27 protein-coding genes are annotated in these 23828 nt (G+C 68.7%); 9 read left to right on the top strand and 18 right to left on the bottom strand.

Going from position 1 to position 23828, the window contains the following annotated elements:
* Nucleotides 1–147: 147 nt before the first annotated feature.
* From L632_RS0112055 to L632_RS0112070, 4 genes are read left to right on the top strand one after another with little or no spacing between them, the layout of a single operon-like run.
* The gene (locus L632_RS0112055) at nt 148–1161 is read left to right on the top strand and encodes an ABC transporter substrate-binding protein (protein WP_028714191.1); all 1014 of its coding nucleotides are present in this window, start codon (nt 148–150) and stop codon (nt 1159–1161) included.
* The gene (locus L632_RS0112060) at nt 1158–2207 is read left to right on the top strand and encodes an iron ABC transporter permease (protein WP_028714190.1); all 1050 of its coding nucleotides are present in this window, start codon (nt 1158–1160) and stop codon (nt 2205–2207) included. Before L632_RS0112055 ends, L632_RS0112060 begins: the two co-directional genes overlap by 4 nt.
* Nucleotides 2204–2965 (top strand): ABC transporter ATP-binding protein, encoded by a 762-nt coding sequence (locus tag L632_RS0112065; protein WP_028714189.1) that lies wholly within the window; start codon nt 2204–2206, stop codon nt 2963–2965. Before L632_RS0112060 ends, L632_RS0112065 begins: the two co-directional genes overlap by 4 nt.
* 10 nt (nt 2966–2975) lie before the next feature.
* Nucleotides 2976–3401 carry a pseudoazurin gene (locus tag L632_RS0112070; protein ID WP_028714188.1) on the top strand — a complete coding sequence of 142 codons (426 nt, stop codon included), beginning with the start codon at nt 2976–2978 and terminating at the stop codon, nt 3399–3401.
* A 141-nt stretch (nt 3402–3542) separates the two neighbouring features.
* On the opposite strand, the gene L632_RS0112075 is transcribed toward L632_RS0112070, so the two are convergent.
* The 3 genes from L632_RS0112075 to L632_RS0112085 form a co-directional block, all read right to left on the bottom strand.
* Complete coding sequence (locus L632_RS0112075; protein WP_028714187.1) at nt 3543–4934, bottom strand: peptidoglycan -binding protein; 1392 nt, start codon at nt 4932–4934, stop codon at nt 3543–3545.
* Nucleotides 4924–6534, bottom strand: a complete 1611-nt coding sequence (locus L632_RS25165) for a hypothetical protein (protein ID WP_028714186.1) — start codon at nt 6532–6534, stop codon at nt 4924–4926. The genes L632_RS0112075 and L632_RS25165 overlap by 11 nt, the downstream gene beginning before the upstream one ends.
* An 81-nt stretch (nt 6535–6615) precedes the next feature.
* Nucleotides 6616–7170 (bottom strand): gamma-glutamylcyclotransferase, encoded by a 555-nt coding sequence (locus L632_RS0112085; protein ID WP_028714185.1) that lies wholly within the window; start codon nt 7168–7170, stop codon nt 6616–6618.
* 92 nt (nt 7171–7262) lie between these two features.
* On the opposite strand from L632_RS0112085, the gene L632_RS0112090 reads away from it, so the two are divergent.
* On the top strand, nt 7263–8270 hold the full coding sequence (locus L632_RS0112090) for a DUF2125 domain-containing protein (RefSeq protein WP_028716864.1): 1008 nt from the start codon (nt 7263–7265) through the stop codon (nt 8268–8270).
* Here L632_RS0112090 and L632_RS0112095 read toward each other — a convergent pair.
* The 11 genes from L632_RS0112095 to yajC all read right to left on the bottom strand — a co-directional run bounded on the left by L632_RS0112095 (nt 8267) and on the right by yajC (nt 16637).
* The gene (locus L632_RS0112095; RefSeq protein WP_028716865.1) at nt 8267–9202 is read right to left on the bottom strand and encodes a prephenate/arogenate dehydrogenase family protein; all 936 of its coding nucleotides are present in this window, start codon (nt 9200–9202) and stop codon (nt 8267–8269) included. The two genes, L632_RS0112090 and L632_RS0112095, sit on opposite strands and share 4 nt — an antisense overlap.
* Nucleotides 9202–10305: a histidinol-phosphate transaminase gene (hisC, locus tag L632_RS0112100; protein ID WP_028714182.1), complete on the bottom strand. Its 1104-nt coding sequence runs from the start codon at nt 10303–10305 to the stop codon at nt 9202–9204. The genes L632_RS0112095 and hisC overlap by 1 nt, the downstream gene beginning before the upstream one ends.
* A gap of 192 nt (nt 10306–10497) precedes the next feature.
* Entirely contained in the window at nt 10498–11016 is a 519-nt protein-coding gene (locus L632_RS0112105; RefSeq protein WP_036698161.1) for a DsbE family thiol:disulfide interchange protein, read from the bottom strand.
* 13 nt (nt 11017–11029) lie between these two features.
* Entirely contained in the window at nt 11030–11173 is a 144-nt protein-coding gene (gene ccmD, locus L632_RS0112110; RefSeq protein ID WP_028714180.1) for a heme exporter protein CcmD, read from the bottom strand.
* On the bottom strand, nt 11170–11895 hold the full coding sequence (locus L632_RS0112115; RefSeq protein ID WP_028714179.1) for a heme ABC transporter permease: 726 nt from the start codon (nt 11893–11895) through the stop codon (nt 11170–11172). The genes ccmD and L632_RS0112115 overlap by 4 nt, the downstream gene beginning before the upstream one ends.
* Before the next feature lie 52 nt (nt 11896–11947).
* Nucleotides 11948–12604, bottom strand: coding sequence for a heme exporter protein CcmB (gene ccmB, locus L632_RS0112120; RefSeq protein WP_028714178.1), 657 nt, complete (start codon nt 12602–12604; stop codon nt 11948–11950).
* A 30-nt stretch (nt 12605–12634) separates the two neighbouring features.
* Nucleotides 12635–13267 (bottom strand): heme ABC exporter ATP-binding protein CcmA, encoded by a 633-nt coding sequence (gene ccmA, locus L632_RS0112125; RefSeq protein ID WP_028714177.1) that lies wholly within the window; start codon nt 13265–13267, stop codon nt 12635–12637.
* Nucleotides 13264–13620, bottom strand: coding sequence for an Mth938-like domain-containing protein (locus tag L632_RS0112130; protein ID WP_028714176.1), 357 nt, complete (start codon nt 13618–13620; stop codon nt 13264–13266). Before L632_RS0112130 ends, ccmA begins: the two co-directional genes overlap by 4 nt.
* On the bottom strand, nt 13620–14612 hold the full coding sequence (secF, locus tag L632_RS0112135; protein WP_028714175.1) for a protein translocase subunit SecF: 993 nt from the start codon (nt 14610–14612) through the stop codon (nt 13620–13622). The genes L632_RS0112130 and secF overlap by 1 nt, the downstream gene beginning before the upstream one ends.
* Nucleotides 14613–14624: 12 nt before the next feature.
* On the bottom strand, nt 14625–16289 hold the full coding sequence (gene secD / locus L632_RS0112140) for a protein translocase subunit SecD (RefSeq protein ID WP_028716866.1): 1665 nt from the start codon (nt 16287–16289) through the stop codon (nt 14625–14627).
* Nucleotides 16290–16304: 15 nt separating this feature from the next.
* Nucleotides 16305–16637, bottom strand: coding sequence for a preprotein translocase subunit YajC (gene yajC, locus L632_RS0112145; RefSeq protein WP_028714173.1), 333 nt, complete (start codon nt 16635–16637; stop codon nt 16305–16307).
* Between the two features lie 190 nt (nt 16638–16827).
* Here yajC and mazG point away from each other — a divergent pair, with 190 nt between their 5' ends.
* Together mazG and L632_RS0112155 are read left to right on the top strand one after the other, a co-directional pair.
* Nucleotides 16828–17679, top strand: coding sequence for a nucleoside triphosphate pyrophosphohydrolase (gene mazG / locus L632_RS0112150; RefSeq protein ID WP_028714172.1), 852 nt, complete (start codon nt 16828–16830; stop codon nt 17677–17679).
* A 73-nt stretch (nt 17680–17752) separates the two neighbouring features.
* Entirely contained in the window at nt 17753–18598 is an 846-nt protein-coding gene (locus L632_RS0112155; protein ID WP_232215735.1) for a phosphotransferase, read from the top strand.
* Here the strand turns inward: L632_RS0112155 and dusA are convergent.
* Nucleotides 18582–19592, bottom strand: coding sequence for a tRNA dihydrouridine(20/20a) synthase DusA (gene dusA, locus L632_RS0112160; protein WP_084637898.1), 1011 nt, complete (start codon nt 19590–19592; stop codon nt 18582–18584). The two genes, L632_RS0112155 and dusA, sit on opposite strands and share 17 nt — an antisense overlap.
* 112 nt (nt 19593–19704) lie before the next feature.
* Here dusA and L632_RS0112165 point away from each other — a divergent pair, with 112 nt between their 5' ends.
* Together L632_RS0112165 and L632_RS23525 are read left to right on the top strand one after the other, a co-directional pair.
* Complete coding sequence (locus L632_RS0112165) at nt 19705–20790, top strand: site-specific integrase (protein ID WP_028714169.1); 1086 nt, start codon at nt 19705–19707, stop codon at nt 20788–20790.
* 245 nt (nt 20791–21035) lie between these two features.
* Nucleotides 21036–22256, top strand: a complete 1221-nt coding sequence (locus L632_RS23525) for a Hint domain-containing protein (protein WP_028716867.1) — start codon at nt 21036–21038, stop codon at nt 22254–22256.
* 8 nt (nt 22257–22264) lie between these two features.
* Here the strand turns inward: L632_RS23525 and L632_RS22610 are convergent, their stop codons facing one another.
* From L632_RS22610 to L632_RS0112185, 3 genes are all read right to left on the bottom strand, one after another.
* Entirely contained in the window at nt 22265–22570 is a 306-nt protein-coding gene (locus L632_RS22610) for a hypothetical protein (protein ID WP_036698139.1), read from the bottom strand.
* A 34-nt stretch (nt 22571–22604) separates the two neighbouring features.
* Nucleotides 22605–22844, bottom strand: coding sequence for a hypothetical protein (locus L632_RS0112180; RefSeq protein WP_028716868.1), 240 nt, complete (start codon nt 22842–22844; stop codon nt 22605–22607).
* Nucleotides 22845–23028: 184 nt separating this feature from the next.
* Nucleotides 23029–23520, bottom strand: coding sequence for a ferritin-like domain-containing protein (locus L632_RS0112185; RefSeq protein WP_028716869.1), 492 nt, complete (start codon nt 23518–23520; stop codon nt 23029–23031).
* Between the last annotated feature and the right edge of the window lie 308 nt (nt 23521–23828).

Consider the following 23828-nt stretch of genomic DNA (forward strand, 5'->3'; position numbering starts at 1 on the left):
CCGGGCGGGGTTGTCCGGGGAGGGTGAGATGACGACAGCCAGACGCGGTCCCATGCCGCCTGCCCCGCCTTGCGGGCAGGACGCGGTCCGCCAAGCCCAACGTTGCGCCGCCTCCGGCCCCTGGTCCCAACCAGATGGAGACGGAGCATGTTCCTGCGTTCGGGCCTGATCGGCCTTTCCCTGTCCCTTGCCGCATTCGCCGCCCATGCCGGCGCGACCGGCTATCCGCTGACGGTCGAGAACTGCGGCCAGACGCTGGAATTCGACGCCGCGCCGGCCTCGGCGGTAAGCGTCGGCCAGGCCGCGACCGAGGTGCTTTACGCGCTCGGCCTCGGCGACAAGGTCGCCGGCACCTCGGTCTGGTTCAGCGAGGTGCTGCCGCAGTTCCGGGACATCGACGCCAAGGTCGCACGGCTGGCCGACAACGATCCCAGCTTCGAAAGCGTGGTGGCCAAGAAGCCGGGGCTGGTCGCGGTGCAATATGAATGGCATGTCGGCCCGCAGGGCATCGTCGCCACCCGCGAGCAGTTCCACGAGCTCGGCATCCCGACCTATGTCATGCCGGCCGATTGCGTCGGCAAGGACAACACGGTCGGGCTTGACGGCACGCGGCTGGCGATGTTCTCGACCGCGAGCCTCTACCAGGGCATCGAGGAACTGGCGGCGATCTTCGACGTGCAGGACCGGGGCGCCGCGCTGGTCGCAGACCTGAAGGCGCGCGAGGAGACGGCCGAGGCCGAGGCCAGGGCGCTGGGGCTCAAGGACGGATCGGCGGTGTTCTGGTTCTCCTCGGCCGAGATGGACATCGATCCCTATGTCGCCGGCCGCAAGGGTGCGCCGGGCTACATGATGGAGACGCTGGGATTGCGGAACATCGTGGAATCGGACGAGGAATGGCCGACCGTCGGCTGGGAGACCATCGCCAGGGCCAATCCCACGGTGATCGTGGTGGCCCGGATGGACCGCCGCCGCTTCGAGGCCGACGACGTCGAGAAGAAGCTCGCCTTCCTGAAATCTGACCCGGTGGCCAGCCAGATGGACGCGGTGAAGGCCGGCCGCATCGTCGTCATGGATGCCGGCGCCATGGACGCGACGATCCGGGTGATCGACGGGCTGGAAGAGCTGGCGGCGGCGCTGAAATCCTACGGCCTGCCGCAATGACGCCGGCCGCGGCCGGACCGCGCAGGGCGCTTGTCGCCGCGCTTCTGGCGCTGGCGGTGCTGGCGGCGGCGGTGCTGGCCGGGGCGATGATCGGCGAGACCCGCATCGCCCCGGATCTGGTGCTGAAGGTGCTGGCCAACCGGCTGTGGCAGGCGGGCCATGCGCTCGACCCGCTGGATCAGGGCATCGTCTGGAGCTATCGCGTGCCCCGCGCGCTGGTCGCCGCCGCCTGCGGCGCGGGGCTGGCCGTCTCGGGCGTGGTGCTGCAGGCGCTGCTGCGCAACGCCCTGGCCGATCCCTATATCCTCGGCATCTCGGCCGGGGCCTCGACCGGGGCGGTGGCGGTGACCATCGCCGGGCTCGGGGCGGGGCTGCTCTCGATGTCGCTCGGCGCCTTCATGGGGGCGCTGATCGCCTTCGGGCTGGTGGCGGCGCTGGCCCGGGCCGCCGGCGCCGACGCCGGACGCGGCGGCGCGGCGCAGATCGTGCTGGCGGGCATCGCCGGCTCGCAGCTCTTCAACGCCCTGACCGCCTTCGTCATCGCGAAATCGGCGAATGCCGACCAGGCGCGCGGCATCATGTTCTGGCTGATGGGCAATCTCAGCGGCGTGCGCTGGCCCGAGGTGCAGCTGGCCGTGCCGGTCGCCGTCATGGGCTGGCTGATCTGCCAGCTGCATGCGCGCGGGCTGGACGCCTTCGCCTTCGGGGCCGACAGCGCCGCCTCGCTGGGCGTGCCGGTGCGGCGGGTCCGGGCGGTGCTGATCCTGGCCGCGGCGCTGGTGACGGCGGTCATGGTGTCGATCCTGGGCTCGATCGGCTTCGTCGGGCTGGTGATCCCGCATGCGGCGCGCTTCCTGGTCGGCGTCCGCCACGGCCGGCTGATCCCGGCCGCGGCGCTGATCGGCGCGGTCTTCCTGATCGGCGCCGACATCCTGTCGCGCGTCATCATCAGGGGCCAGGTCCTGCCCATCGGCGTCGTCACCGCACTGATCGGCGCCCCGGCCTTCGCGCTGATCCTGATCCGCAGCCGGGGCCAGATGCGATGAGGCTTTCGGCGCAATCCCTGTCCCTCGCCCTGCGCGGGCGCGAGATCATCCGCGACGTCTCGCTGGAGGTGACGCCCGGCGAGACGCTGGCGCTGGTCGGGCCGAACGGTTCGGGCAAGTCGACGCTGCTGCGGCTGCTGGCCGGGCTGGTCCGCCCGGACCGGGGCGCCATCCGGCTTGAGGGTCAGCCTCTTGCCCGGCTGTCGCGTCGCGGGATCGCGCAGCGCATCGCGCTGGTCGAGCAGCAGGCCGACACCGCCGAACGCCTGACCGCCCGCGCCGCCGTCGAGCTGGGCCGCACCCCCTGGCTCTCGGCGCTCGCACCCTGGAGCGAGCGGGACGAGCGGCAGGTCGCCCGCGCGCTCGACGCGGTGGAAATGAGCGCGCTGGCGGATCGCAGCTGGGCCACCCTGTCGGGCGGCGAGCGCCAGCGGCTGCACATCGCCCGCGCCCTGGCGCAGGAGCCGGGACTGCTGCTGCTCGACGAGCCGACCAACCATCTGGACATCCACCACCAGCTGGCGATCCTGGGCTTCATCCGGCAGCTGCCCATCACCACCGTCATCGCGCTGCACGACCTCAACCAGGCCATGGGCTGCGACCGCGTCGCGATGCTGGACGGCGGCCGGCTGGTCGCCTGCGGCCCGCCCCCCGAGGTGCTGCGGCCCGATCTGGTCGCGCGCGTCTTCGGCATCCGCGTCCGGCGGGTGCCCGATCCGGCCGGCGGGCCGGACATCCTGACCTTCTCGATCACCTGAAAGGACGCCCATGGTTTCCCGCAGCCTCGCCCTGCTCCTGCTGACCGCCGCCCCTGCCCTCGCCGAGATCCACGAGGTCAGGATGCTGAACCGCAACGAAACCGGCCCGATGGTCTACGAGCCGGACCATCTGGTGGTCGCGCCCGGCGACACGGTCCGCTTCCTGCCGACCCAGCCCGGCCATAACGCCGCGACCATCGACGAGATGATCCCCGCCGGGGCCGAGCCCTTCAAGAGCGGCCTCAACAAGGAATTCGAGGTCACGCTGACCGTGCCCGGCATCTACGGCATCAAATGCAGCCCGCATTACGCCATGGGCATGGTCATGCTGATCCGGGTCGGCGAGGCGGCCGCGCCCGAGATCCCCGCCGCCGTCCCGGCCCGCGCCAGAACGCGCTTCGAGGAGATCCTCGCCCGTCACGGTTCCCCGGACTGAGCCGGCCGGAGCGCCGCGGCCCCGGCGCCGGGCCTCCGATTGCAAATGTCCCCGGTTCTGCGGCGGCAAGGGGCCTTGGCGATCCCGTCGGCGGACCTGCCGGGACTGCCGTCCCATGCGGCTTGCGCGATGCCGCGCGTCCTAGCGTTCGGTTAGCTTCAGCTCGATGCGGCGGTTCTGGGCCCGGGCCTGGGCCGTGTCGCCCGCCGCCACCGGCCGGGTATCGGCAAAGCCGGCCGGGGCAAGGCGGGTGGCCGGAAAGCCCAGCTGGTCCACCATGTAGCGCACCACGGCCAGCGCCCGCGCCTGGCTCAGTTCCCAATTGTCGCGATAGCGCCCCAGCCCGGACAGCGGCTGGTCGTCGGTATGGCCGTCGACGCGGATCATCCAGTCGATCTCCGGCGGGATATCGCCCGAGATCTGCTTCAGCATGTCGGCGACCCGCGCGATCTGCTCTCGGCCGCCGGGCGACAGCGTCGCCTCGCCCGGCGCGAACAGCACTTCCGAGGAAAACACGAAGCGGTCGCCCACGACGCGCACGCCCTCGCGCCCTTCCAGGATCTGCGACAGCCGGCCGAAGAATTCCGAGCGATAGCGCGCCAGATCCCGGGCCTCGGCCTCGGCCTTGCTGCGCGCCTCCTCCTCCAGCGCGCGGCGCTTGCGCTCCTCTTCGGCGGCGCGCAGCAGGGCGACGTTGAGCTGCCGGCCCAGATCCTCGGCGCGCAGGTCGGCCTCGCGGCGTTCCTCGCCCGCGGCGTCCAGCACCGCGCGCAGGCTGCCCAGCTGGTCGTTGAGCTGCGCCACCTGCCGGTTGAGCAGCGCGACGCGGCGCTGGTCCTCGGCGGAAAGCGCCTCCTGCTCGGAAATCTTCTGCCGCGCCAGCGCCAGCAGCCCGGCCTGCTTCTCGGCCTCGCTGGCCTGGGCCTCGGCCTGCTCGCCCAGCTCCTTCTTGGCCGCCTCGGCGGCGGCAAGCAGGGTCAGCGTCTCCTCGGCCTGTTTGCGCGCTGCCTCGAGCTCCAGCGTGGCGGCGTCGAGCTCGGCGTCGGATCTCGCCAGCCGCTCGCGCAGCGCCTCGGCGGCGGCGGCGTCGGCCAGGCGGGCGGCTTCGGTCTCGTCCAGCTGCTGCCGGGTCTCGGCATTGCGGCGGCGCAGGTCGCCGACCAGCGCCTCCAGCGCCTCGCGCCGGGCGGCGGCCAGCCGCGCCGCCTCGGTCTGGGCGTCGATCTCGGCCCGGGCGGCGGCCACCGCCTGCTCGGAACGGCGCAGCCGCTCGCGCTCGGCCGTCAGGTCGCGGTCCAGCGTGGCGGCGCGGGCCTGCGAGCTGGACAGCGCGTCCGACAGCTGCGCCACCTGCCGGCCGAGCTGGTCGAGCTCGCTGTCCTGGGTGGTGATCTGGTCGCGCAGCACCGATTGCACCAGCAGGAAGATGGTCAGCACGAACATCATGACCATCAGAAGCGCGGTCATCGCATCGACGAAGCCCGGCCAGATCGTCGCCGAAAAGCGGTTGCCGCTGCCCCGGCTAAGTCCCATCGCCGCGCTCCAGGTTGCGGATCGCCCGGGTCAGCGCCGCCATGTCCTCGCGCAGCTCCGAGATCAGCCCGTCGCGGCCGCTGGCGGCTTCCTCGACCAGCCGGCCCAGTTGCACGTCGATCGAGCGCAGCCGCATTCGCGCCTCGGGATCGTCGCCCGAAATCGCGGCATGGGCCTGACCCGGCCGCTGCGCGCCAAGATCGAGGATGCGGTCCTGTCCCTCGGCCAGCCGCTCCAGCGCCCGGACCAGCCGCGGGCCGTCCAGCGCGGGCGCCGGTGCCTCGGCCAGCGCGACCAGCCGGGCCTGCCCTTCGGCCAGCCGTTCCAGCGCCTCGGCCAAAGCGGCGCCGTCGAAGGACGGCTGCGGCGTCTCGGCCAGGGCCGCAAGCCGGGCCTGGCCCTCGGCGACCCGTTCCAGCGCCGCCGCAAGCGCCGGATCGTGGCGCGGCTCGGCCAGCCCGGCGATTGCCCGCTCGACTCCGGCAAGCGCCTGCGCCGTGGCCTCGCGCTCGGCGCTCAGCGCGGCCCCCAGCTGGTCGCGGTCCGAGCCGAGCAGCCCGGCCAGCCTTTCCACGCCCTGCGCCAGCGCCAGCGAACGCTGGTCGGCGGCGGCGGCTTCCTCGTCGCGCAGGACATCGCGCCCGGCATAGAACTCCTGCAGCCCGGCCAGCTGCGCCTCGACCCGCTCGATGAAGCCGGCCAGCGCCGCCTCGCCCAGCCCCTGCCCCTCGGCGCCGCCGAGGCCGATGCGGGTGAATCCCGACATCCATTCCTCGAGCTCGCGATAGAAGCGGTTCTGGCCATGGGCGGCGAAAAGCTCCAGCAGCCCGACGACCAGCGAGCCCGCCAGCCCCAGCAGCGAGCTGGAAAAGGCCGTGGCCATGCCGCCCAGCTGCGATTCCAGCCCGGTCATCAGCTTGTTGAACACCTCGAGCCCGGTCTCGCCATCCTGGGGGGCCAGCGCGCGGATGGTGTCGACCACGGCCGGAACCGTGGTGGCCAGCCCATAGAACGTGCCCAGAAGTCCCAGGAAGATCAGCAGATTCGCCAGATAGCGGGTGATGTCGCGCGCCTCGTCGATCCGCGTCGCCACCGATTCCAGGATCGAGCGCGACGATTCGGTCGAGATGGCCCCGCCCGCCGGCCCGCGCTGGCCCAGAAGCGCGGCCAGCGGCGCCAGCAGCCGCGGCGCGTCGTCCGGCCCCTCGGGCTCGGTCGCGCCCAGGCCCTTTTCGGCGGCATGGCGGCGGCGGGCGGCGAAACGCTCGATCCAGCTGACGGATTTGACCAGTTCGGCCACCTGCCAGAAACAACCCAGCACGCCCATCACGAAGACGGCTAGGATCAGCCCGTTCAGATATTCGTTCGAGTGAAAGATCGACAAGATCCGGCCGTAGGCGAACCAGGCCCCGGCCACGACCAGCGCCAGCACGATCAGCATCAGCACGATCTGCCGCACCGGCTGCGAGAATTGCGGCGGCGCCGGGCCGGCCCCGCCGGGCCCCGTGCCGCGCGTCGCCGCCAGACGGGCGGCGCGGGAACGGCGGCCTTCGGGCGCGGCGGGCGGCCCCTCGGGCGGTTCGGCGTCGGTTCGGGACAAGACGACCCCCTTGCTGCTTTCGGCCCGACTGTAGAGGCGGGACCGGCGCCTGCCAAGCGCCGTCGCAGCGGCGGATCGCCTCTATTCCGGCCCGGGCGACAGCAGGCCGCGCACCTGCCGCGCCAGTTCGGCCATGGCCAGGTCCTCGATACCCATCTGCTCAAGGTGGCGGGCGGTGTTGAACAGGTAATCGGCGTTCGGCCCGCGCCCGCCCTGCGCCCGGGCGATGATCCGGGCCTGTTCCTGCAGGTCGATGGCGCCGGCATATTGGTCGTGGTCGCGGCGGATCACATAGGTGACCGCCTCGACCCGGCGGCCGTCCTCCAGCGCCAGCGGCAGCCACAGCTCGGCATAGGCGTTGGTGGTCAGCTCGCGCGCGCGCAGGCCGGCCAGCGTCTCGTCCCAGTCCGGCTCGGCGACGCGCAGCGCCAGGCCCAGGCAATGCGCCCCCGGCTCGGCATCGAGGCCCAGGACCAGCCCCGGCGCCTCGACGGTGCCGCGATAGACGACCGAGCGCAGGCAGAAGCTGCGGGCATAGCCGTCGAGCCGCGCCGACACCATCTCGGCCACGCGAAAGCCCGGGTCCCACATCAGCGAACCATAGGCAAAGACCCAATGTTGCGGCCGTTCACCCATTCTTTACCCCGGTGCCCTAGATCATTCGGTCAGGAAAAACTTAGGACAGCAGGGCCGGCGTTCCAAGACGCCATGACAGACGCGAGGATAGGATGCGCCGACTGCCAGCCCTGCTGATCGTGCTTGCCCTGATTCTGGGCGGGCTTTGGCTGGGCGGCGAAAGCCTGATGGCGCAGCAGCTGCGCCGGATCGCCGCCGGACAGCCGATGCTGGAACTCGGCGCGGTGCGGGAATTGCGCGACCCGCGACGGATCGGGGTGCAGGCCGCGGCGCTGGAATTGCAGACGGAGGCCGGCAAGGTCGCCCTGCCCCGGGCCGAGCTGTGGCTGAACCCGCTGCGCCCGACCGAGCTGCGGCTGGACCTGCCGCCCCGCGCCACGCTGGACCCCGGATCGGGCCCGCTGGAGCTGGGCCTTGCCGACGCCTCGGCCCGGCTGCGGCTGCAACCGCTGAACGGCCTGGCGATGGCCTCGGCCGGGGTCGCGGCCGGACGGCTGACGGTCGAGGATGCCGAACTGGCCCGGGCCCTGCGCGCCGATGCCGAACTGGCTGCGCTGGAGGCGGATGCGCCGCCGGGGGCCGCCGCGGCCTATGACCTGGACCTGACCGTGGACGATCTGGACCCCGCCCTGTTCGCGGCCCTGCCCCTGCCCGGCCGGCTGAGTCTGACTGCGACGGGCCGGGTCTGGCTGGACGCCCTGCCCCGCCCCTCGGCCCTGTCCGCCGATCCGGCGCCGCTGCCGGTGGGCCTGCGCCTGGACGATGCCGAGCTGCGGCTGGGCACGCTGCAGGCGCGCATCCTCGGCCGCGTCCAGGCCGATGCGCAGGGCCGCGCCCAGGGCCGGCTTGCGCTTTACACCCGGGATGCCGAGCCGCTCTTGCAGGCCGCGGCCGCGGCCGGGCTGATCCCGCCGAAGGTGGTGAGGCTGGCCGGGACCATGCTGAAGAACATCTCGGAGCTTCCGCTGCCCGAGGATGCCGGCTTCCGCTTCCCGCCGCCGGCAGAGGGTGAATTGCGCCTGCCGCTGACCTTCGCCGACGGCAAGACGAGCCTCGGGCCGCTCACGCTGGGCCCGGCGCCAGCCTTCCCGCGCCGCTAGGGCTTGTGCGCCTCACCCGCGGCCAGGCTGCGGCCGAAATCCGGTGCCGCGATGTCCTGCCCGGCCTCGATGATGCCGCGCCGGATCGCCCGGGTGCGGGTGAAGTAATCGTGCAGATGCGCCCCGTCGCCCATGCGGATCGCCCGCTGCAGCACGAAAAGCTCCTCGGTGAAGCGGCCCAGGATGTCCAGCACCGCCTCCTTGTTCTGCAGGAACACGTCGCGCCACATGGTCGGGTCCGAGGCGGCGATGCGGGTGAAATCCCGGAAACCCGCGGCGGAATACTTGATGACCTCGCTTTCGGTGACGCGCTTGAGGTGATCGGCCACCCCCACCATCGTATAGGCGATCAGGTGCGGCGTGTGGCTGGTCACCGCCAGCACCAGGTCGTGATGCGCGGCGTCCATCTCCTCGACATTGGCCCCCATGGCGCGGATCAGCGCCGACAGCCGCGCGACCGCCGCCGGATCGCTGCCCTCGACCGGGGTCAGCAGCCACCAGCGGTTGCGAAACAGCGAGGCAAAGCCCGAGCGCGGCCCGGAATGCTCGGTCCCGGCCAGCGGATGGCCGGGAATGAAATGCGCACCCGCGGGGATATGCGGCGCCACCGCCTCGATCACCGCCTGCTTGACCGAACCGACATCGGTGACGGTCGCGCCCGGCTTCAGATGCGGCGCGATCTCGGCCGCGACCGCGCCCATGGCGCCGACCGGCACCGCCAGAACCACCAGATCGGCGCCATCGACTGCCTCGGCGACACTCTCGGCCACGCGGTCGACCAGGCCGATCTCGGCCGCGACCGCGCGGGTCTCGGGGCTGCGGGCATGGCCCACCACCTCGCCCGCCAGCCCGGCCTCGCGCATGGCCAGCGACATCGAGCCGGCGATCAGCCCCAGCCCGATCAGCGCCACCCGGTCATAGATCGCGGCCATCAGCGGCTTCCCGCGCGCTCGGCCATGAATTGGCCGATGACATGGGCGACCCGCCGGCAGGACGCCTCGTCGCCCACCGTGATGCGCAGGCATTGCGGCAGGCCGTAGCCGGCGACGCGGCGCACGATCAGCCCCTGGGTCTTGAGATATTCGTCGCAGGCCCCGGCGGTTTCCACGTCGGCAAAGCGCGCCAGGATGAAATTCGCGCAGGAGGTGTCCGAAGGCACGCCCTTCTCGGCCAGCGCCTCGGCCAGCCAGGCGCGCATCCGGGCATTCTCGGCCTGGCAGCGGGCGATGTGCTCGCGGTCGCGCATGGCGGCCTCGGCGCCTTCCAGCGCGACATTGGACAGGTTGAAGGGGCCGCGGATGCGGTTCAGCACGTCGACGATCTGCCGCGGGCCGTAGCCCCAGCCGACGCGCAAGCCCCCCAGCCCGTAGATCTTGGAAAATGTCCGGGTCATGAACACGTTGGGCAGCCGCGTCGCCAGCTCGGCGCCGCCGTCATAGTCCTCGACATATTCGGCATAGGCGGCATCGACCACCAGGATCGCCTGCGGCACGGCGCGGGCCAGCCGCTCCAGTTCCGGCAGGCCGATCATGGTGCCGGTCGGATTGTTCGGATTGGCGACGAAGATCAGCCGCGTGCGCGGGGTCGCGCCGGCGATCAGCGCGTCCACATCGGTCACCCGGTCGCGCTCGGCCACCTGCACCGGCGTCGCCCCGGCGGCATGGGCCGAGATGCGATACATCAGGAAGCCGTGCTCGGTGAACAGCACCTCGGTCCCGGGCCCGGCATAGGCCTGGCAGAGGAAATGGATGATCTCGTCCGACCCCACGCCGCAGATGATGCGGTCCGGGTCCAGGCCATGCACCTCGCCGATGGCGCCGCGCAGCCCGGCATGGTCGGTATTGGGATAGCGATGCAGGCTGTGGGCGGCGCGGATCACCGCCTCGCGCGCCTTGTCCGACGGCCCGAAGGGGTTCTCGTTCGAGGAAAGCTTCACGACATTCTCGACCCCCGCCACCTTCGAGGCCCCGCCTTCGTAAAGCGAGATCTCCATGATGCCGGGTTGCGGAGCGATGGTCGTCTGGTTCTGCGACATGGCGGCCCTCTTGCAAGCCCGGCCGTCTTAGCGCCCGCCGCCCGGCTTGGAAAGCCTCCGCGCGACCGCCCCGGCCTTCACCGTTTCCCAAATACTCCTGCGACGGCGCAGGCTGCGAAGGCGCCCGGTCTCCTCCAGGCTTCTTCGTTCCGAAAATACCCATGCAAGGCCGCAGCCAGGCCGGCGCGGCCCTCATTCGGCCGCCAGCGCCTTCTCCAGCTCGGGCAGGAAGCGGTTCGTGTAATCCTCGCGCACCAGCGGGCCGGCATGGCGATAGAGGATGCGGCCCGAACCGTCGATGATGAAGGTCTCGGGCGGCGCCGTCACGCCCCAGTCGATCGCCACCCGGCCGCGCGGATCGGTGGCCAGCGCATGGAACGGGTCGCCATGCTCGGAGAGGAACCCCAGCGCCGCGCCCTCGGGATCCTTCAGGTCGACGCCATAGACCGGCAGCCGGGCGGAAAGCTCGGTCAGCGTCGGATGCTCGGCGCGGCAGGGCGGGCACCAGCTGGCCCAGAAATTCACCAGCTTCACCCCCGGCTGGCGCAGCATCTCGTCGGTCAGCTGCGCCTTGCCGGGCAGCGTGGTCTCGCCCACCGAAGGGGCCTCGCGCCCGACCATGGCCGAGGGCAGCGCGTCGGGATCGTCGCGCAAGAGCGCCCAGCCGGCCAGCCCGGCGAAGCCGGCGAAGACCGCCACCGGCAGCATCATCATCGGCGAGACCCTAGCCACGGCGCTCATGCTCCTGCAATTCGCGGCGGGCCCGGGCATTGGCCAGCACGGTCTGGACGATGATGCCGACCAGCAGCACCAGGCTCGCGCCATAGGCGGCCAGGACGGTGGTGGCGTATTTGCCAAGCTCGGTCATGCGCGGTTCTCCCTTGCCAGCAGCGCGGCCAGGCGGCGGCGGCGGATCTCGGTGCGGGTGCGGATCAGCAGAAGCGCCAGGAACAGCAGGAAGAACCCCGCCATGGTCAGATACAAGGGATAGCGATAGACCGCCGCCATCCGCTCGCCCGGCGCCAGCGACAGCGAGGCGCCCTGGTGCAGGCCCTGGTTCCAGAAATTCACCGCATAGCGCGACAAGAGCGCGAAGACCGAGCCGACAAGGCACAGCACCCCGGTCAGGTCGGCGGCGCTGTCGGGGTTCTCGACCGCCTCCCACAGCGCCATATAGCCCAGATAGAACAGGAACAGGATCAGGAACGAGGTCAGGCGCGGATCCCATTCCCACCAGGTTCCCCACATCGGCTGGCCCCAGATCGCCCCGGTGATCAGCGCGATCAGCGTCATCACCGCACCGACCGGCGCGGCGGCCTTGGCGGCCAGCGCGCTGACATGGTGGCGCCGGATCAGCCAGATCAGCGAGGTGACCAGCATCATCAGCCAGATGTTGATCGCCATCAGCGCCGCGGGCACATGCAGGAAGATGATCTTGACCGTCGAGCCCTGCTTGTAATCCTCGGGGGTCAGGAACCCCCAGACCAGCCCCGCGACGGTGCAGATCGCCGCCCCCGCCACCACCCATGGCAGGATCGCGCCCGAGATGCGCATGAATTTGACGGGGTTGGCATATTCCCAGATCGACATGATTGCTCCGTAAACCGGGCGCGCCGCCCGCTCAAGTGGCTCGATGTCGCATTCACCGCAGATTGACGCGCAGGGCCGCGGCGGCGGCAAAGGGCGCCAGCGCCCAGGTGGCGAGCGTGATCGCGGCAAGAAAGACCAGCGGCACCGTCGGGTCGGCGCCTGCGGCACCCCGCCGCACCGCCTCGGCCCCGAAGATCAGCGTCGGCACGTAAAGCGGCAGCACCAGAAGCGACAGCAGCAGGCCGCCCCGCCGCAGCCCCACCGTCACCGCGGCCCCGAAGGCGCCCAGCATCGACAGCGCCGGGGTGCCGAGGATCAGCGAGGCGACCAGCCAGGGATAGGCCGGCCCCGGCAGGTGCAGCAGCAGACCGAAGACCGGCGCCGACAGCGCCAGCGGCAGCCCGGTCACCAGCCAATGCGCCAGCGCCTTGATCGCCACCGCCCCCTCCAGCGGCAGCGGCGCCGTGCCCAGCAGGTCGAGGCTGCCGTCCTCGAAATCCAGTGCGAAGATGCGGTCGAGCGACAGAAGGCAGGAGAGCAGCGCCCCCACCCAGAGAATGCCGGGGGCGATGCGCGACAAGGTGCCGCCCTCGGGGCCGACGCCGAAGGGGACCAGCGTGCAGACGATCAGGAAGAAGGCCAGCGCCAGCCCGAAGCCGCCGCCGGCCCGCGTGGCCAGCCGCAGGTCGCGGATCAACAGCGCCTTCATCCGCCCGTCCCCGTCATCCGCCCGTCCCCGTCATCCGAATGCCTCGTTGAATCCGGCCGGGCGCGATTCGCGGCGGGCCTGCGTGGCGCGATAGGGGCCAAGGTCGAGGATCTCGGCCTCGGGCATGCCCAGGTCGATATGGGTGGCGATCACCGCCGCACCGCCCCGGCCCAGATGGGCGCGCAGCATGGCGGCGAACAGCGCCACCGAATCGCGGTCCAGCGATACCGTCGGCTCGTCCAGCAGCCAGACCGGCCGGCCCGTCACCATCAGCCGCGCCAGCCCCAGCCGCCGCTTCTGCCCGGCGGAAAGCGCGTGGGCCGGCCGCGCCGCCAGCTCGCGCAGGTTCATTGCCTCCAGCGCGGCGGCGATGTCGCGGCCGCCGAAGATCTCGGCCCAGAAGCGCAGGTTCTCGGTCACCGTCAGCGCCGGTTTCAGCCCGTCGGAATGCCCGGCATAGGCGACGACCTCCGGCACGGCCTCGATCACGCCGGCGACCAGCGGCTGCAGCCCGGCCAGCGTGCGCAGAAGCGTGGTCTTGCCGATGCCGTTCGGCCCGCGCAGCACCAGCGCCCGGCCGGCATCGAGGCTGAAGGAAACCCCCTCGACGGCACGCAGCCCGCCCCGCGCCACGGCCAGGTCGCGGACCGCAAGCAGGCTCATAGCGGGATCAGCGCACAGGCCACGCGCCGGCCTTCGGACAGCGTGACGTTGTAGCTGCGCGCCGCCGAGGGCGAGCTCATCGGCTCGGCCATGACGCCCGCCTCCTCCAGCGCCGCGGCCAGGTCGCGCGGCGGGAAGGCGATCTCGGCCCCCATGCCCAGGAACAGCACGTCCACCTGCCCGGCCAGCGCCAGCAGCGCCGCGCGATCCGCAAGCCCGGACCAGGGCCGCACGCCCTCGGCGGTGACGATCACCGCGCCGTGATGCACCACGCCGCCGACTCGGAAAAAGCCGGGGCCGTAGCCGTCCACCGGCACGGCCCCGGAAAATTCCGTCGGCACCATCGTGGGCATCAGGGGGCGTCCCGGAAGGCGGCGGGGATATCCTCGCCCGGGGCCTTTTCACCCGCGCCGGGCTTGGACCAGTCGCGCTTGACGCCCAGCCACAGCACGATGTTCTTGGCGACATAGATCGTCGAATAGCAGCCGACGATCACGCCCCAGAGCATGGCGATGACGAAGTCGCGGATCACGTCGCCGCCAAAGATCAGCATCGCGGTCAGCGCGATGGCGGTGGTGACGGCGGTCATGATGGTGCGCGACAGCGTCTCGTTGCAGGTCAGGTTCATCAGGTCGAGCAGCGGCCGCGTCTTGTATTTGATCAGGTTCTCGCGCAGCCGGTCGAAGACCACGACCGTATCGTTGCAGGAAAAGCCCAGCGTCGTCAGCAGCGCCGCGATGGTGGTCAGGTCGAAGCGCAGCTGGAACAGCGAGAACAGCCCGACCGTCAGCAGCACGTCGTGGATCAGCGAGATCACCGCCCCCAGCGCGAACTGCCATTCGAAGCGCAGCCAGATGTAGAACATGATGCCGATGGTCGCCGCGCCCACGGCATAGAGCGCGGTCTTGATCAGCTCGCCCGAGACCTTGGGGCCCACCGATTCCACCGCGGCGAAGGTCACCTGCGGATCGACGGTCTTCAGCGCCGCCTCGATCTCGTTCAGCTGCTCGGGCGTGACCGAGCCGGTCTCGTCCGTGGTGCCGATGCGGATCATGGCGACATGCTTGGTGGTGCCGAAGGCGGGATCGAAGACCTCGGTGATCGAGACGTCGCCCAGATCCAGCTGATTCATCGCCTGCCGATAGTCGCCGACCTCGAAGGCCGTCGGGCTTTCGGTGCGGATGGTAGTGCCGCCCTTGAAGTCGATGCCGAAGTTCAGCCCCATGACCAGCAGCAGCAGGACCGAGGCGACCATCGCCGCGGCCGAGATGCCGAAGGTCAGCCATTGCCAGCGGAAGAAGTTGAAGCTGGTATTGTCGGGAACGAGTTTCAGACGAAATGCCATGGTCCTGCTCCCTTACAAGATCAGTTCTTTGGGCTTGCGCCATTCCAGCCAGAACACGATCAGCAGCCGCGTCAGGTAGATCGCGGTGAAGACCGAGGTGACCAGGCCGATGGTCAGCGTCACCGCGAAGCCCTTGACCGGGCCGGAGCCCAGGAAGAACATGACCATGGCGGCGATGAAGCTGGTGACGTTGGCGTCGATGATCGCGCTCATCGCCTCGTTGAAGCCGTCGTCGATGGCCTTGACGATGCGCTTGCCGGCGCGCAACTCCTCGCGGATGCGCTCGTAGATGATGACGTTGGCGTCCACGGCGGTGCCGACGGTCAGCACGATGCCGGCGATGCCGGGCAGGGTCAGCGTCGCCCCCATCATCGACATGACCGCCAGGATCAGGATGACGTTGACGATCACCGCGACCGAGGCGAAGATACCGAACAGCCCGTAGCTGGCGACCATATAGGCCACCACGGCGACCGTGGCGATGACCGAGGACAGCCGGCCGGCGTCGATGGAATCCTGCCCCAGTTCCGGGCCGATGGTGCGTTCCTCGAGGAAGGTCATCTGCGCCGGCAGGGCGCCCGCGCGCAGCAGCACGGCCAGCCGGGTGGATTCGTCCACGTTCATCGCGCCCGAGATCTGGCCCGAGCCGGTGGTGATCGCCTGCCGGATCACCGGCGCCGAGATCACCTGGTTGTCCAGCACGATGGCGAAGGGCTGGCCGATATTGGCCGAAGTATAGGCCCCGAACCGCTTGGCGCCCGAGGGGCCGAAGCGGAAATCCACCGCCGGCTGGCCGTTCTGGTCGAAGCTGGGCCGGGCGTCGGTCAGCTCCTCTCCGGTCACGACCGGGTTTTCCTCGATGACGTAATAGACGCCGGGCTCGTCCATCGAGGGCAGCAGCACGTTGCCGGTGCCGGGGCGCGCATTGGCGTCGGTGGTGCGGTTCACCACCGGGTTGAAGGTCAGCTTCGCCGTGGTGCCGATGAGCTGCTTGAGCTCTTCGGCCGAGCCGATGCCGGGCACCTGGATCAGGATGCGGTCCTTGCCCTGGCGCATGATCGTCGGCTCGCGCGTGCCGACCTCGTCGATGCGGCGGCGGATGATTTCCAGCGACTGCTGCACGGTGCGATCATCGGTCGCGGCCTTTTCCGCGTCCGAAAGCTGCACGTGGAGCCGGTTGCCCGAGGCCGAGATCGCCAGATCGCTCTGCCCCGCCCCGGTCAGCGAAGTGACGGGCGTGGCGAGGCCGCGCGCGATCTCGACCGCCCTGGCCATCTGCTCGGGATTGCCGATCTCGACCGCCAGCTGGCCCGCGGGGGCCTGGACGCGGCGGACGGCGCCGACCACCTCGCGCTGCGCCACCAGCGCGTCGCGCAGTTCCGGCCAGAGCAGATCCATCCGCGCCTTGTAGACATCCTGGACATGCACCTCGCCCAGCAGATGGGCGCCGCCGCGCAGGTCGAGGCCCAGGTTGACCAGGCCCGAGGGCAGCCAGTTCGGCCATCCGGCGCGGGCTGCGGCTTCCTCCGGGGTTTCGAACCCGTTGCGTTCGGCGGCGGTGATGGCGTCGTTATGCTGCTCGACCTTGGTATAGAACAGGTTCGGCATCGCATAGAGCAGGCCCAGGGCGACCAGCCCCAGGATCAGCAGACGCTTCCAGAAAGGGATGTCCAGCATGGCGGGATGTGGTCTTCAGCTGTTGGCGGCGGCGGGCTGGGTGCGGTTCACCAGCCCGGTCACGGTCGAGCGGATCACCCGGACCTTGACGCCGGGGGCGATCTCGACCTCAAGCTCGTTCTCGCGCACCGAGGTGACCTTGCCGATCAGCCCGCCCTGGGTGATGACCTCGTCGCCCTTCTTCAGCGCCTCGACCATGGCGCGATGTTCCTTCATGCGCTTCTGCTGCGGGCGGATCATCAGGAAATACATGATGACGAAGATCAGGATGAGCGGCAGGAACGAGGCGAGTCCTGCGGCGCCGGAAGCGCCTCCGGCGGCCTGGGCATAGGCGGGGGTCACGAGCATTAAGTCTATCCCTGTGCTGTCGATCTCCGGGCGGTCCCCCGGCGGAATTGGCGCGCACCCTATCCGCGGCTCGGACCGATGGCAAGAAAGCCCGGACCGGGCGCCGGCGACGCCGCGCCGTGAACGCCGTGGACATGGGGCCGCGCATGTGGCAGGTCAATGCGGGCCAAGCCTATCTAGGGGGATCACCATGGCTGAGGACAAGGCGCCCCATCCCGCGCCGGACCATCCCGCGCTGGCCCGCGATGCGGCGGACCGCACCGGCATCCGCCGGCTGCTGGCGATCATGGCGGCGCTGCGCGATCCGCAAAGCGGCTGCCCCTGGGACATCGAGCAGGACTTCGCCTCGATCGCGCCCTATACCATCGAGGAGGCGCATGAGGTCGCCGACGCCATCGCGCGCGAGGCCTGGGACGAGCTGCCGGGCGAGCTGGGCGACCTGCTGCTGCAGGTGGTCTTTCACGCGCAAATGGCCGAAGAAGCGGGCATGTTCGATTTCGCCGACGTGGTGGCGACAATCTCGGACAAGATGATCGACCGCCATCCGCATATCTTCGGCGACGAATCCCGCGACAAGTCGGCCGCCCAGCAGATCAAGGACTGGGAGGCGATCAAGGCCAGGGAACGCGCCGCCAAGGCGGAAAGGGGCGTGCTGGACGGCGTGGCGCTTGGCCTGCCGGCGCTGACCCGCGCGGTCAAGCTGCAGAACCGCGCCGCCCGCGTCGGCTTCGACTGGCCAGGGCCCGCCGAGGTGCTGGACAAGATCGTCGAGGAAAGCCGCGAACTGGTCGAGGCCCGGGCGGGCGCCGATCACGCCCATTTGACCGAGGAATTCGGCGATCTGATGTTCGTGATGGCGAATCTGGCCCGGCATCTGGACATCGACCCCGAGGAGGCGCTGCGGCTGGCCAATGCCAAGTTCACCCGCCGGTTCCGCGCCATCGAAGCGGCGCTGGCCGCGCGGGGCCGCCGCCCCGAGGACAGCGACCTGGCCGAGATGGACGCGCTTTGGAACGAGGCCAAGGCTGCCGAGCGCGCCTGACCCGCTGGCCGCCATCGCGGCGCTGCCGGGGATCGAGCCGCTGCGCCTGCTGCGCGACCGGCCCGACCGGCTGGTGCTGCAGATCCGGCTGGACGGGCGCCCGGCCTGGCTGAAGCTGTGGCGCGGCCCCGATCCGGCGGCCGCGGTCGCACAGGCCGAGTCGCGGCTGCGCGCCGCGGCGCTTGCGCTGGGACAGGCGCTTGACGCGGTCGCCCCGCCGCTCCTGGTCCTGCCCGAACGGGGCATCCTGATCACCGCGCCCGCGCCGGGCCGGCCGGTGGCGCAGGCCCTGGCCGGCGCCGGCGAGGCAGAGCGCGCCGCGCTGATCGCGCGCATGGGGCTCTGGCTGCGCCGGCTGGCCGGCACGACGCGCGCCCGCGGTCGCTTCGGCCCGCGCTTCTGGCTGAACGGGCTCGAGGCGCGGATCGCCGCCGCCACGGGCGACTGGATCGACCGCGATCTAGTCGCCGGCCATATGCGGCGGATGCGGGCCGAGGCCGAAAGCCTGCGCAGCGCCGCGGTCGAGCGCGGCCTCTGCCACGGCGACCTGACCCCCGACAACCTGTTCGTGGATGCGCCCCGTCCCGGCCTGCTGCGGCTGACCGCCATCGACATGGAGGGCGCGACCGAGATGGCGCTGGCCCGCGACATGGCGCGGCTGCTGGTCTGGCTGGCAAGCCGGCGCGAGCCGCCCCCGGCCCGGACCCGCGACGGCATCGCCCTGCCCGACTGGCTGGCGCTGACCGGGGTGCCGGGCCTGATGGCGCCGGACCAGGCGCCGATCCTGCGCTTCCTGATCGGAGAGCTGATGCTGGCCTATTATCTCGACAGCGCGCGCCAGCCCGCGCGCCGCCGGGCGCTGGTCCGGGCGATGCGGGACTGGGGCGGGCAGGATCGGGCGATCACGCCGGCGCCATGACCTCGGCCAGCGCGGCGTCATAGACCGCCAGCGCCTCGGCCCGGTCGCGGGCGCGCGACGCGCCCTCGGACAATTGCCGCCGCCAGCCGCGCGCGCCGGGGCGGCCGTGGAACAGGCCCAGCATGTGCCGCGTCGCCTGATGCAGCCGCCCGCCCCGGGCCAGATGCGCCTCGACCAGCTCGCGCAGCGCCCGCGCCGCCTCCAGCGGGTCGGCGAAGCGCGGCTCGTCGCCCCAAAGCCGGTCCGCCTGTCCCAGCATGTCCCAAGGCTGGTGATAGGCCGCCCGTCCGATCATCACCCCGTCCATCGCCGCCAGATGATCGCGCGCGGCGTCGAGCGAGGCGATGCCGCCGTTGATCGACAGGTGCAGGTCGGGAAACGCCTGTTTCATCCGATGCACCAGCGGATAGTCCAGCGGCGGGATCTCGCGATTCTCGCGCGGGGAGAGGCCCTGGAGCCAGGCCTTGCGGGCATGGATGGTCAGGCGGCGGACGCCCGCCTCGCGCATGCGGGCGATGAAATCGGGCAGCACCGCCTCGGGATCCTGCTCGTCCACGCCGATGCGGCATTTCACCGTGACCTCGACCGGGCTGGCGGCGATCATCGCCGCAGCGCATTCGGCGACCAGTTCGGGCCGGGTCATCAGCACGGCGCCGAAACAGCCCGATTGCACCCGGTCGCTGGGGCAGCCGACGTTCAGGTTGATCTCGTCATAGCCCCATTCCGCGCCGATCCGCGCCGCCTCGGCCAGCTGCGCGGGGTCCGAGCCGCCCAGCTGCAGCGCCACGGGATGTTCGGCCGCGTCGAAATCCAGCAGTTTCGCGCGGTCGCCGTGGATCAGCGCCGGGGCGGTGACCATCTCGGTGTAAAGCAGCGCCCGGCGCGACAGCAGCCGGTGGATGCGGCGGCACAGGCTGTCCGTCCAGTCCATCATCGGGGCAACGGACAGCATTGCGCTATTGTTTTTATTGATAAAATTGCCAGTTCTGGCCATTTCTAGCACCCGTTGCGGCCTCTTATCCTGCCTTGTTTTTGCTGGTTTAATTCCGTTCCCGTTTTTGCTTTGCTTACGTTTAGCAAGAATCGCAGAGGCTTTAGCAAATCACATGGGAACGATCACCGAGCGCCGCCTCAAAGACGGCTCGATCGTCTATACCGCACAGGTCCGGATAATGCGAGATGGCAAGAAGGCCTCCGCGTCCTCCACCTTCGAGAGGAGGTCGGCAGCCGAGGCATGGCTGCGCCGTAAGGAAGCTGAGCTAAAGAAGCCAGGCGGGTTCGAGAAGATGGAACGCCAGCGCACCGGCGGCGCCACGTTGGCCGAGGCGATCGACACATATGCCAGGACGTCGACAAAGCAAATCGGCAAGACCAAGGCGCAGGTGCTGAAGTCCATCAAGTCCTTCGAAATAGCCTCCCTGCCCTGCGCCGCCGTAACTTCGCAAAAGCTCGTCGAGTTCGCGCAGGAGCTTTTCGACGGTGGGCGCCAACCCCAGACGATCGGCAACTATCTGTCCCACCTATCGGCGATCTTCGCCATCGCAGAGCCGGCATGGAAGATTCCGCTGGACCCGGCCGAGATGCGCGCCGCGACGACCGTGTGCAAGAACCTTGGGCTGATAGGCAAATCCAAGAAGCGCGACCGGCGCCCCACCCTTGAGGAGATGAACAAGCTGATGGCGCATTTCGAGGACCGCTGGCGCAAAGGCCGCGCGCTTCCCATGCACAAGGTCTGCGCCTTCGCGATCTTCTCGACCCGCCGTCAGGAGGAAATCGTGAGCATCACCTGGGCGGATCTCGAAGCCGGCCGCGTCCTGGTGCGCGACATGAAGCACCCAGGCGAGAAGGAAGGCAACGACATCTGGGTTGACCTGCCGCCAGAGGCCGAGCGTATCGTCAAGACCATGCCGGCCGAGAGCAGCCGCATCTTCCCCTACACAACCGATGCGGTGAGTACCGCGTTCACCAGGGCATGCAAGCTGCTTGGCATCAAGGACCTGCATTTTCACGATCTACGCCACGAAGGCGTGTCGCGGCTTTTCGAGATGGGCAAGACCATCCCCCAAGCTGCCAGTGTGTCGGGACACAGGAGCTGGCCCAGCTTGCAGCGCTACAGCCACCTGCGAGCGACGGGTGACAAATGGGCAGGCTGGAAATGGCTCGACAAAATTGCACCGCCAGCACCAAGCTAATGGGCGGCTACGATGATGATGGCTTCCGGAGCCCGAGCGCGTCCTTGCATCGTTCAGTTCAGAGTCAGCTGCACAAGAAATACGCACGCGACTGTGATTTTATTTGATCGCCAGCGAAGAATCGTCCATAGATAGAGTGCCGCGCTTCTTTTTCAAGCGTGCAATGTAAATTGCTCGGTGTCCCGGTTTCCTTTTCAACCTATCGACCGGCCAGGTTGGCGGCGGTCTGACAAAAGGTGGCATTCATGCCTTATATTACCGAGATCCCCTCAAACCTCATCACCGTGGGCCTTGATGGCGTCGTTGCCTTCGTTCCCGACACGTCACTGCTCAACGCGTTCGAATCCTCCCAGGAGTTCGCGCAGTATGACGTTGACGCCAACGGCGCCACGACGCTCAGCAACGGCGACAACATCACGCCGGTGGATGCTGAAGGCAATCCTCTCACCGGTACGGGCACCTATCTTGGATCTACCACGGTCCAGAACGCCGCGGCGTCTGTCGGCATTCCGGGCTTGTCAACCATCGGGTTGCAGGTGAATCCGATCAGCGGTCACCTGATGGAAGCCGATGGCTCTTATTATTTCGTGAGCGACGAGCCGCTGGACGACGACCATCTGTCGGTCACAGCTTCGATCACGGTCGCCGGTCAGACCGTTTCCGTGACGGGGCCCATTTCGGACATTGCCGAACAACTGGCGGCGGCAGTTGAGGGTATCCCGATAGCCGGACCGGTGGCTGCCGGCCTCATCCGGGGATCCGCCGATCTGATCCAGTCCACCGCCAACACGGCCATCGTAACGATGGAGCATGACCCCAACGGCACGCTGGAGTTGACCGACGACGAAGTCATCTGCTTCGCTTCCGGAACACTTATTGAAACCGAAAGGGGTTTCGTGGCGGTCGAGGATCTCAAGGTCGGCGACCTGATTGCAACGCGGGACAATGGCTATCAGCCCATCCGTTGGATTGGCTCCGTAAAGCTCTCCGCCGCAGTGTTGAAAGCCAAGCCGAAGCTGCTGCCAATCCGCATCAAGGCCGGCGCTCTTGGCAGAAAAACCCCTTCCACCGATCTTCTCGTGTCGCCGCAGCACCGGGTTCTCGTCCGGTCGAAAGTGGCGCAGAAGATGTTCGGCGCCATGGAAGTCCTGGTCGCAGCCAAGCAGCTGCTCCAGATCGAAGGTGTGGATATCGCCAAGGATATCGACAGCGTGGAATATTTCCACTTCCTCTTTGATCGGCACGAAGTAGTGAACTCCAACGGGGCCGCCACTGAGTCTCTCTACACCGGTGCCCAGGCGCTTAAAACGGTGGGCCCGGCCGCACGCGAAGAGATCTTCTCCCTTTTCCCGGAACTCCGGGAGGAGGAATTCGTACCTGCGCCCGCACGCCTCCTGCCGTCCGGCCGCAAGGCGCGCAAACTAGCAGTCCGTCACATTCAGCACCATCGCTCCATGGTCTGCTGATCGCAGATTCATAGCAGCTTCCAGGGGTCACGGAGGAATCCGTGGCCCTTTTTTATCGACGCGCTCAAGATGCCGGCAACTACCTCCCCCCATCTCGCAAAGATCGCGCCGGAGAGGCCTGCGGCCGCGACCGCGGCGCCGATCACCGCCTCTACATTGATCGACAGCATATGGGTGGCGACGTCATAGGTGACACCCCAGCCCCGTTCCTTGGGCTCGGTATAGATGTCCCAAGACCACTCGCCGCCCCATTCGCGCCGCACCCCGCCGACGACCACAGAGTTGCGTAGCATGTCGTAAGCATCCTCGATCACACCCGCAATTTCATCGCGTTACCGAGGCAGGCACTCACGCCGCCATGTCGAGGATGTCGAAGGCCAGATACAGATCATCCTCGATCAGATCGGCCTTGATCGTGACTTCGGCGTCTCCGGCCTCGGCCGAGTGCAGCCGCGCCGTCCATATCTCGTCCTCGCCGCGTAGGTCAACCGCGGCATGCCCGGGAAACCGGAATGCGAGATAGCGGCGCACATGCGCCTCCATGCTGTCATCTGGCTCGACCGCCAGAACGTTACCGATGATCATCATGACAGCCTCCTGATTCTCAACCCCCAAAGGAGGACATGAAGAGAACAATTGTGTCTAGATGCTCGGTGATCACGCTGCCGTAGGGACCTGTCCCGCCTCGTTCGAGCCGAGGCGAGACGGTGAACTGTCGTGCTGTATCCGTTAGCTAGCAGGCTCAACAACCTAAGTCACAAAAGAGCAACGCTTATTTCTTGGAGGGTTGCTTGGCCTCATTCACGGCGGTTACCGCAAGGGCAGTCAGTTTTGCGTTCGCAGCTTTTTCCTCGTCCAGGATGGATGTAAGCAACGTGTGCGCCTCGTCATGGCCCAGAACCTTGGCCCATTCGCGCAACGTGCCATAACGTGCGATCTCGTAGTGTTCGACCGCTTGGGCTGCTCCGATCAGCGCCACATCCAAAGCATGGCCCGAAGCCTCTTCAATCAGGCCATCGGTCTCCTTCAGCAGGCCGTCCATGGCGTCGCATTTTTCCCCTTTGGCCTCCTGCCCGATTGACTTGAAAACCGCCTCCAGGGTCTTAATGTGTCCTTTGGTTTCCTTGAGATGGCCGTCAATTGCTGTCTTTAGCTCGGCGTTGTTTGCGGATTTGGAGACCTTGGGCAAGGACTTGGACAAGGCGTTCTCTGCCCAGTAGATATCCTGCAAAGTATGCTCGAACGCGTCCTGCAATGTTTTCATCAGATAGTTCCTCCACAAAACTCACCGCTTGGCGCGGTATGCCTCTGTAACGCCACAATGGATGGGCGGTTCCAGAAACGACGCTCGGACGAGGCACGGTGATGATGGACCACTGACGTGGAGACCAGAGCGGCTTGAAGCGCCCTTAACACGAAAAAGCCCCGCCCCGGCGAACCGAGGCGGGGCGCAGGTCAATTATGGCGGAGATCAGACCGCTCTTCAGCGTCGAGCCTCGCCACCATGGCATCAAACAAGCTCTTAGCTTCATCGTCCGTCAGCTTCTCGAACTTCTGTCCCTCAGTCTGCCG

It is taken from the genome of Paracoccus sp. J39, from assembly GCF_000518925.1.
GTDB lineage: Bacteria > Pseudomonadota > Alphaproteobacteria > Rhodobacterales > Rhodobacteraceae > Paracoccus.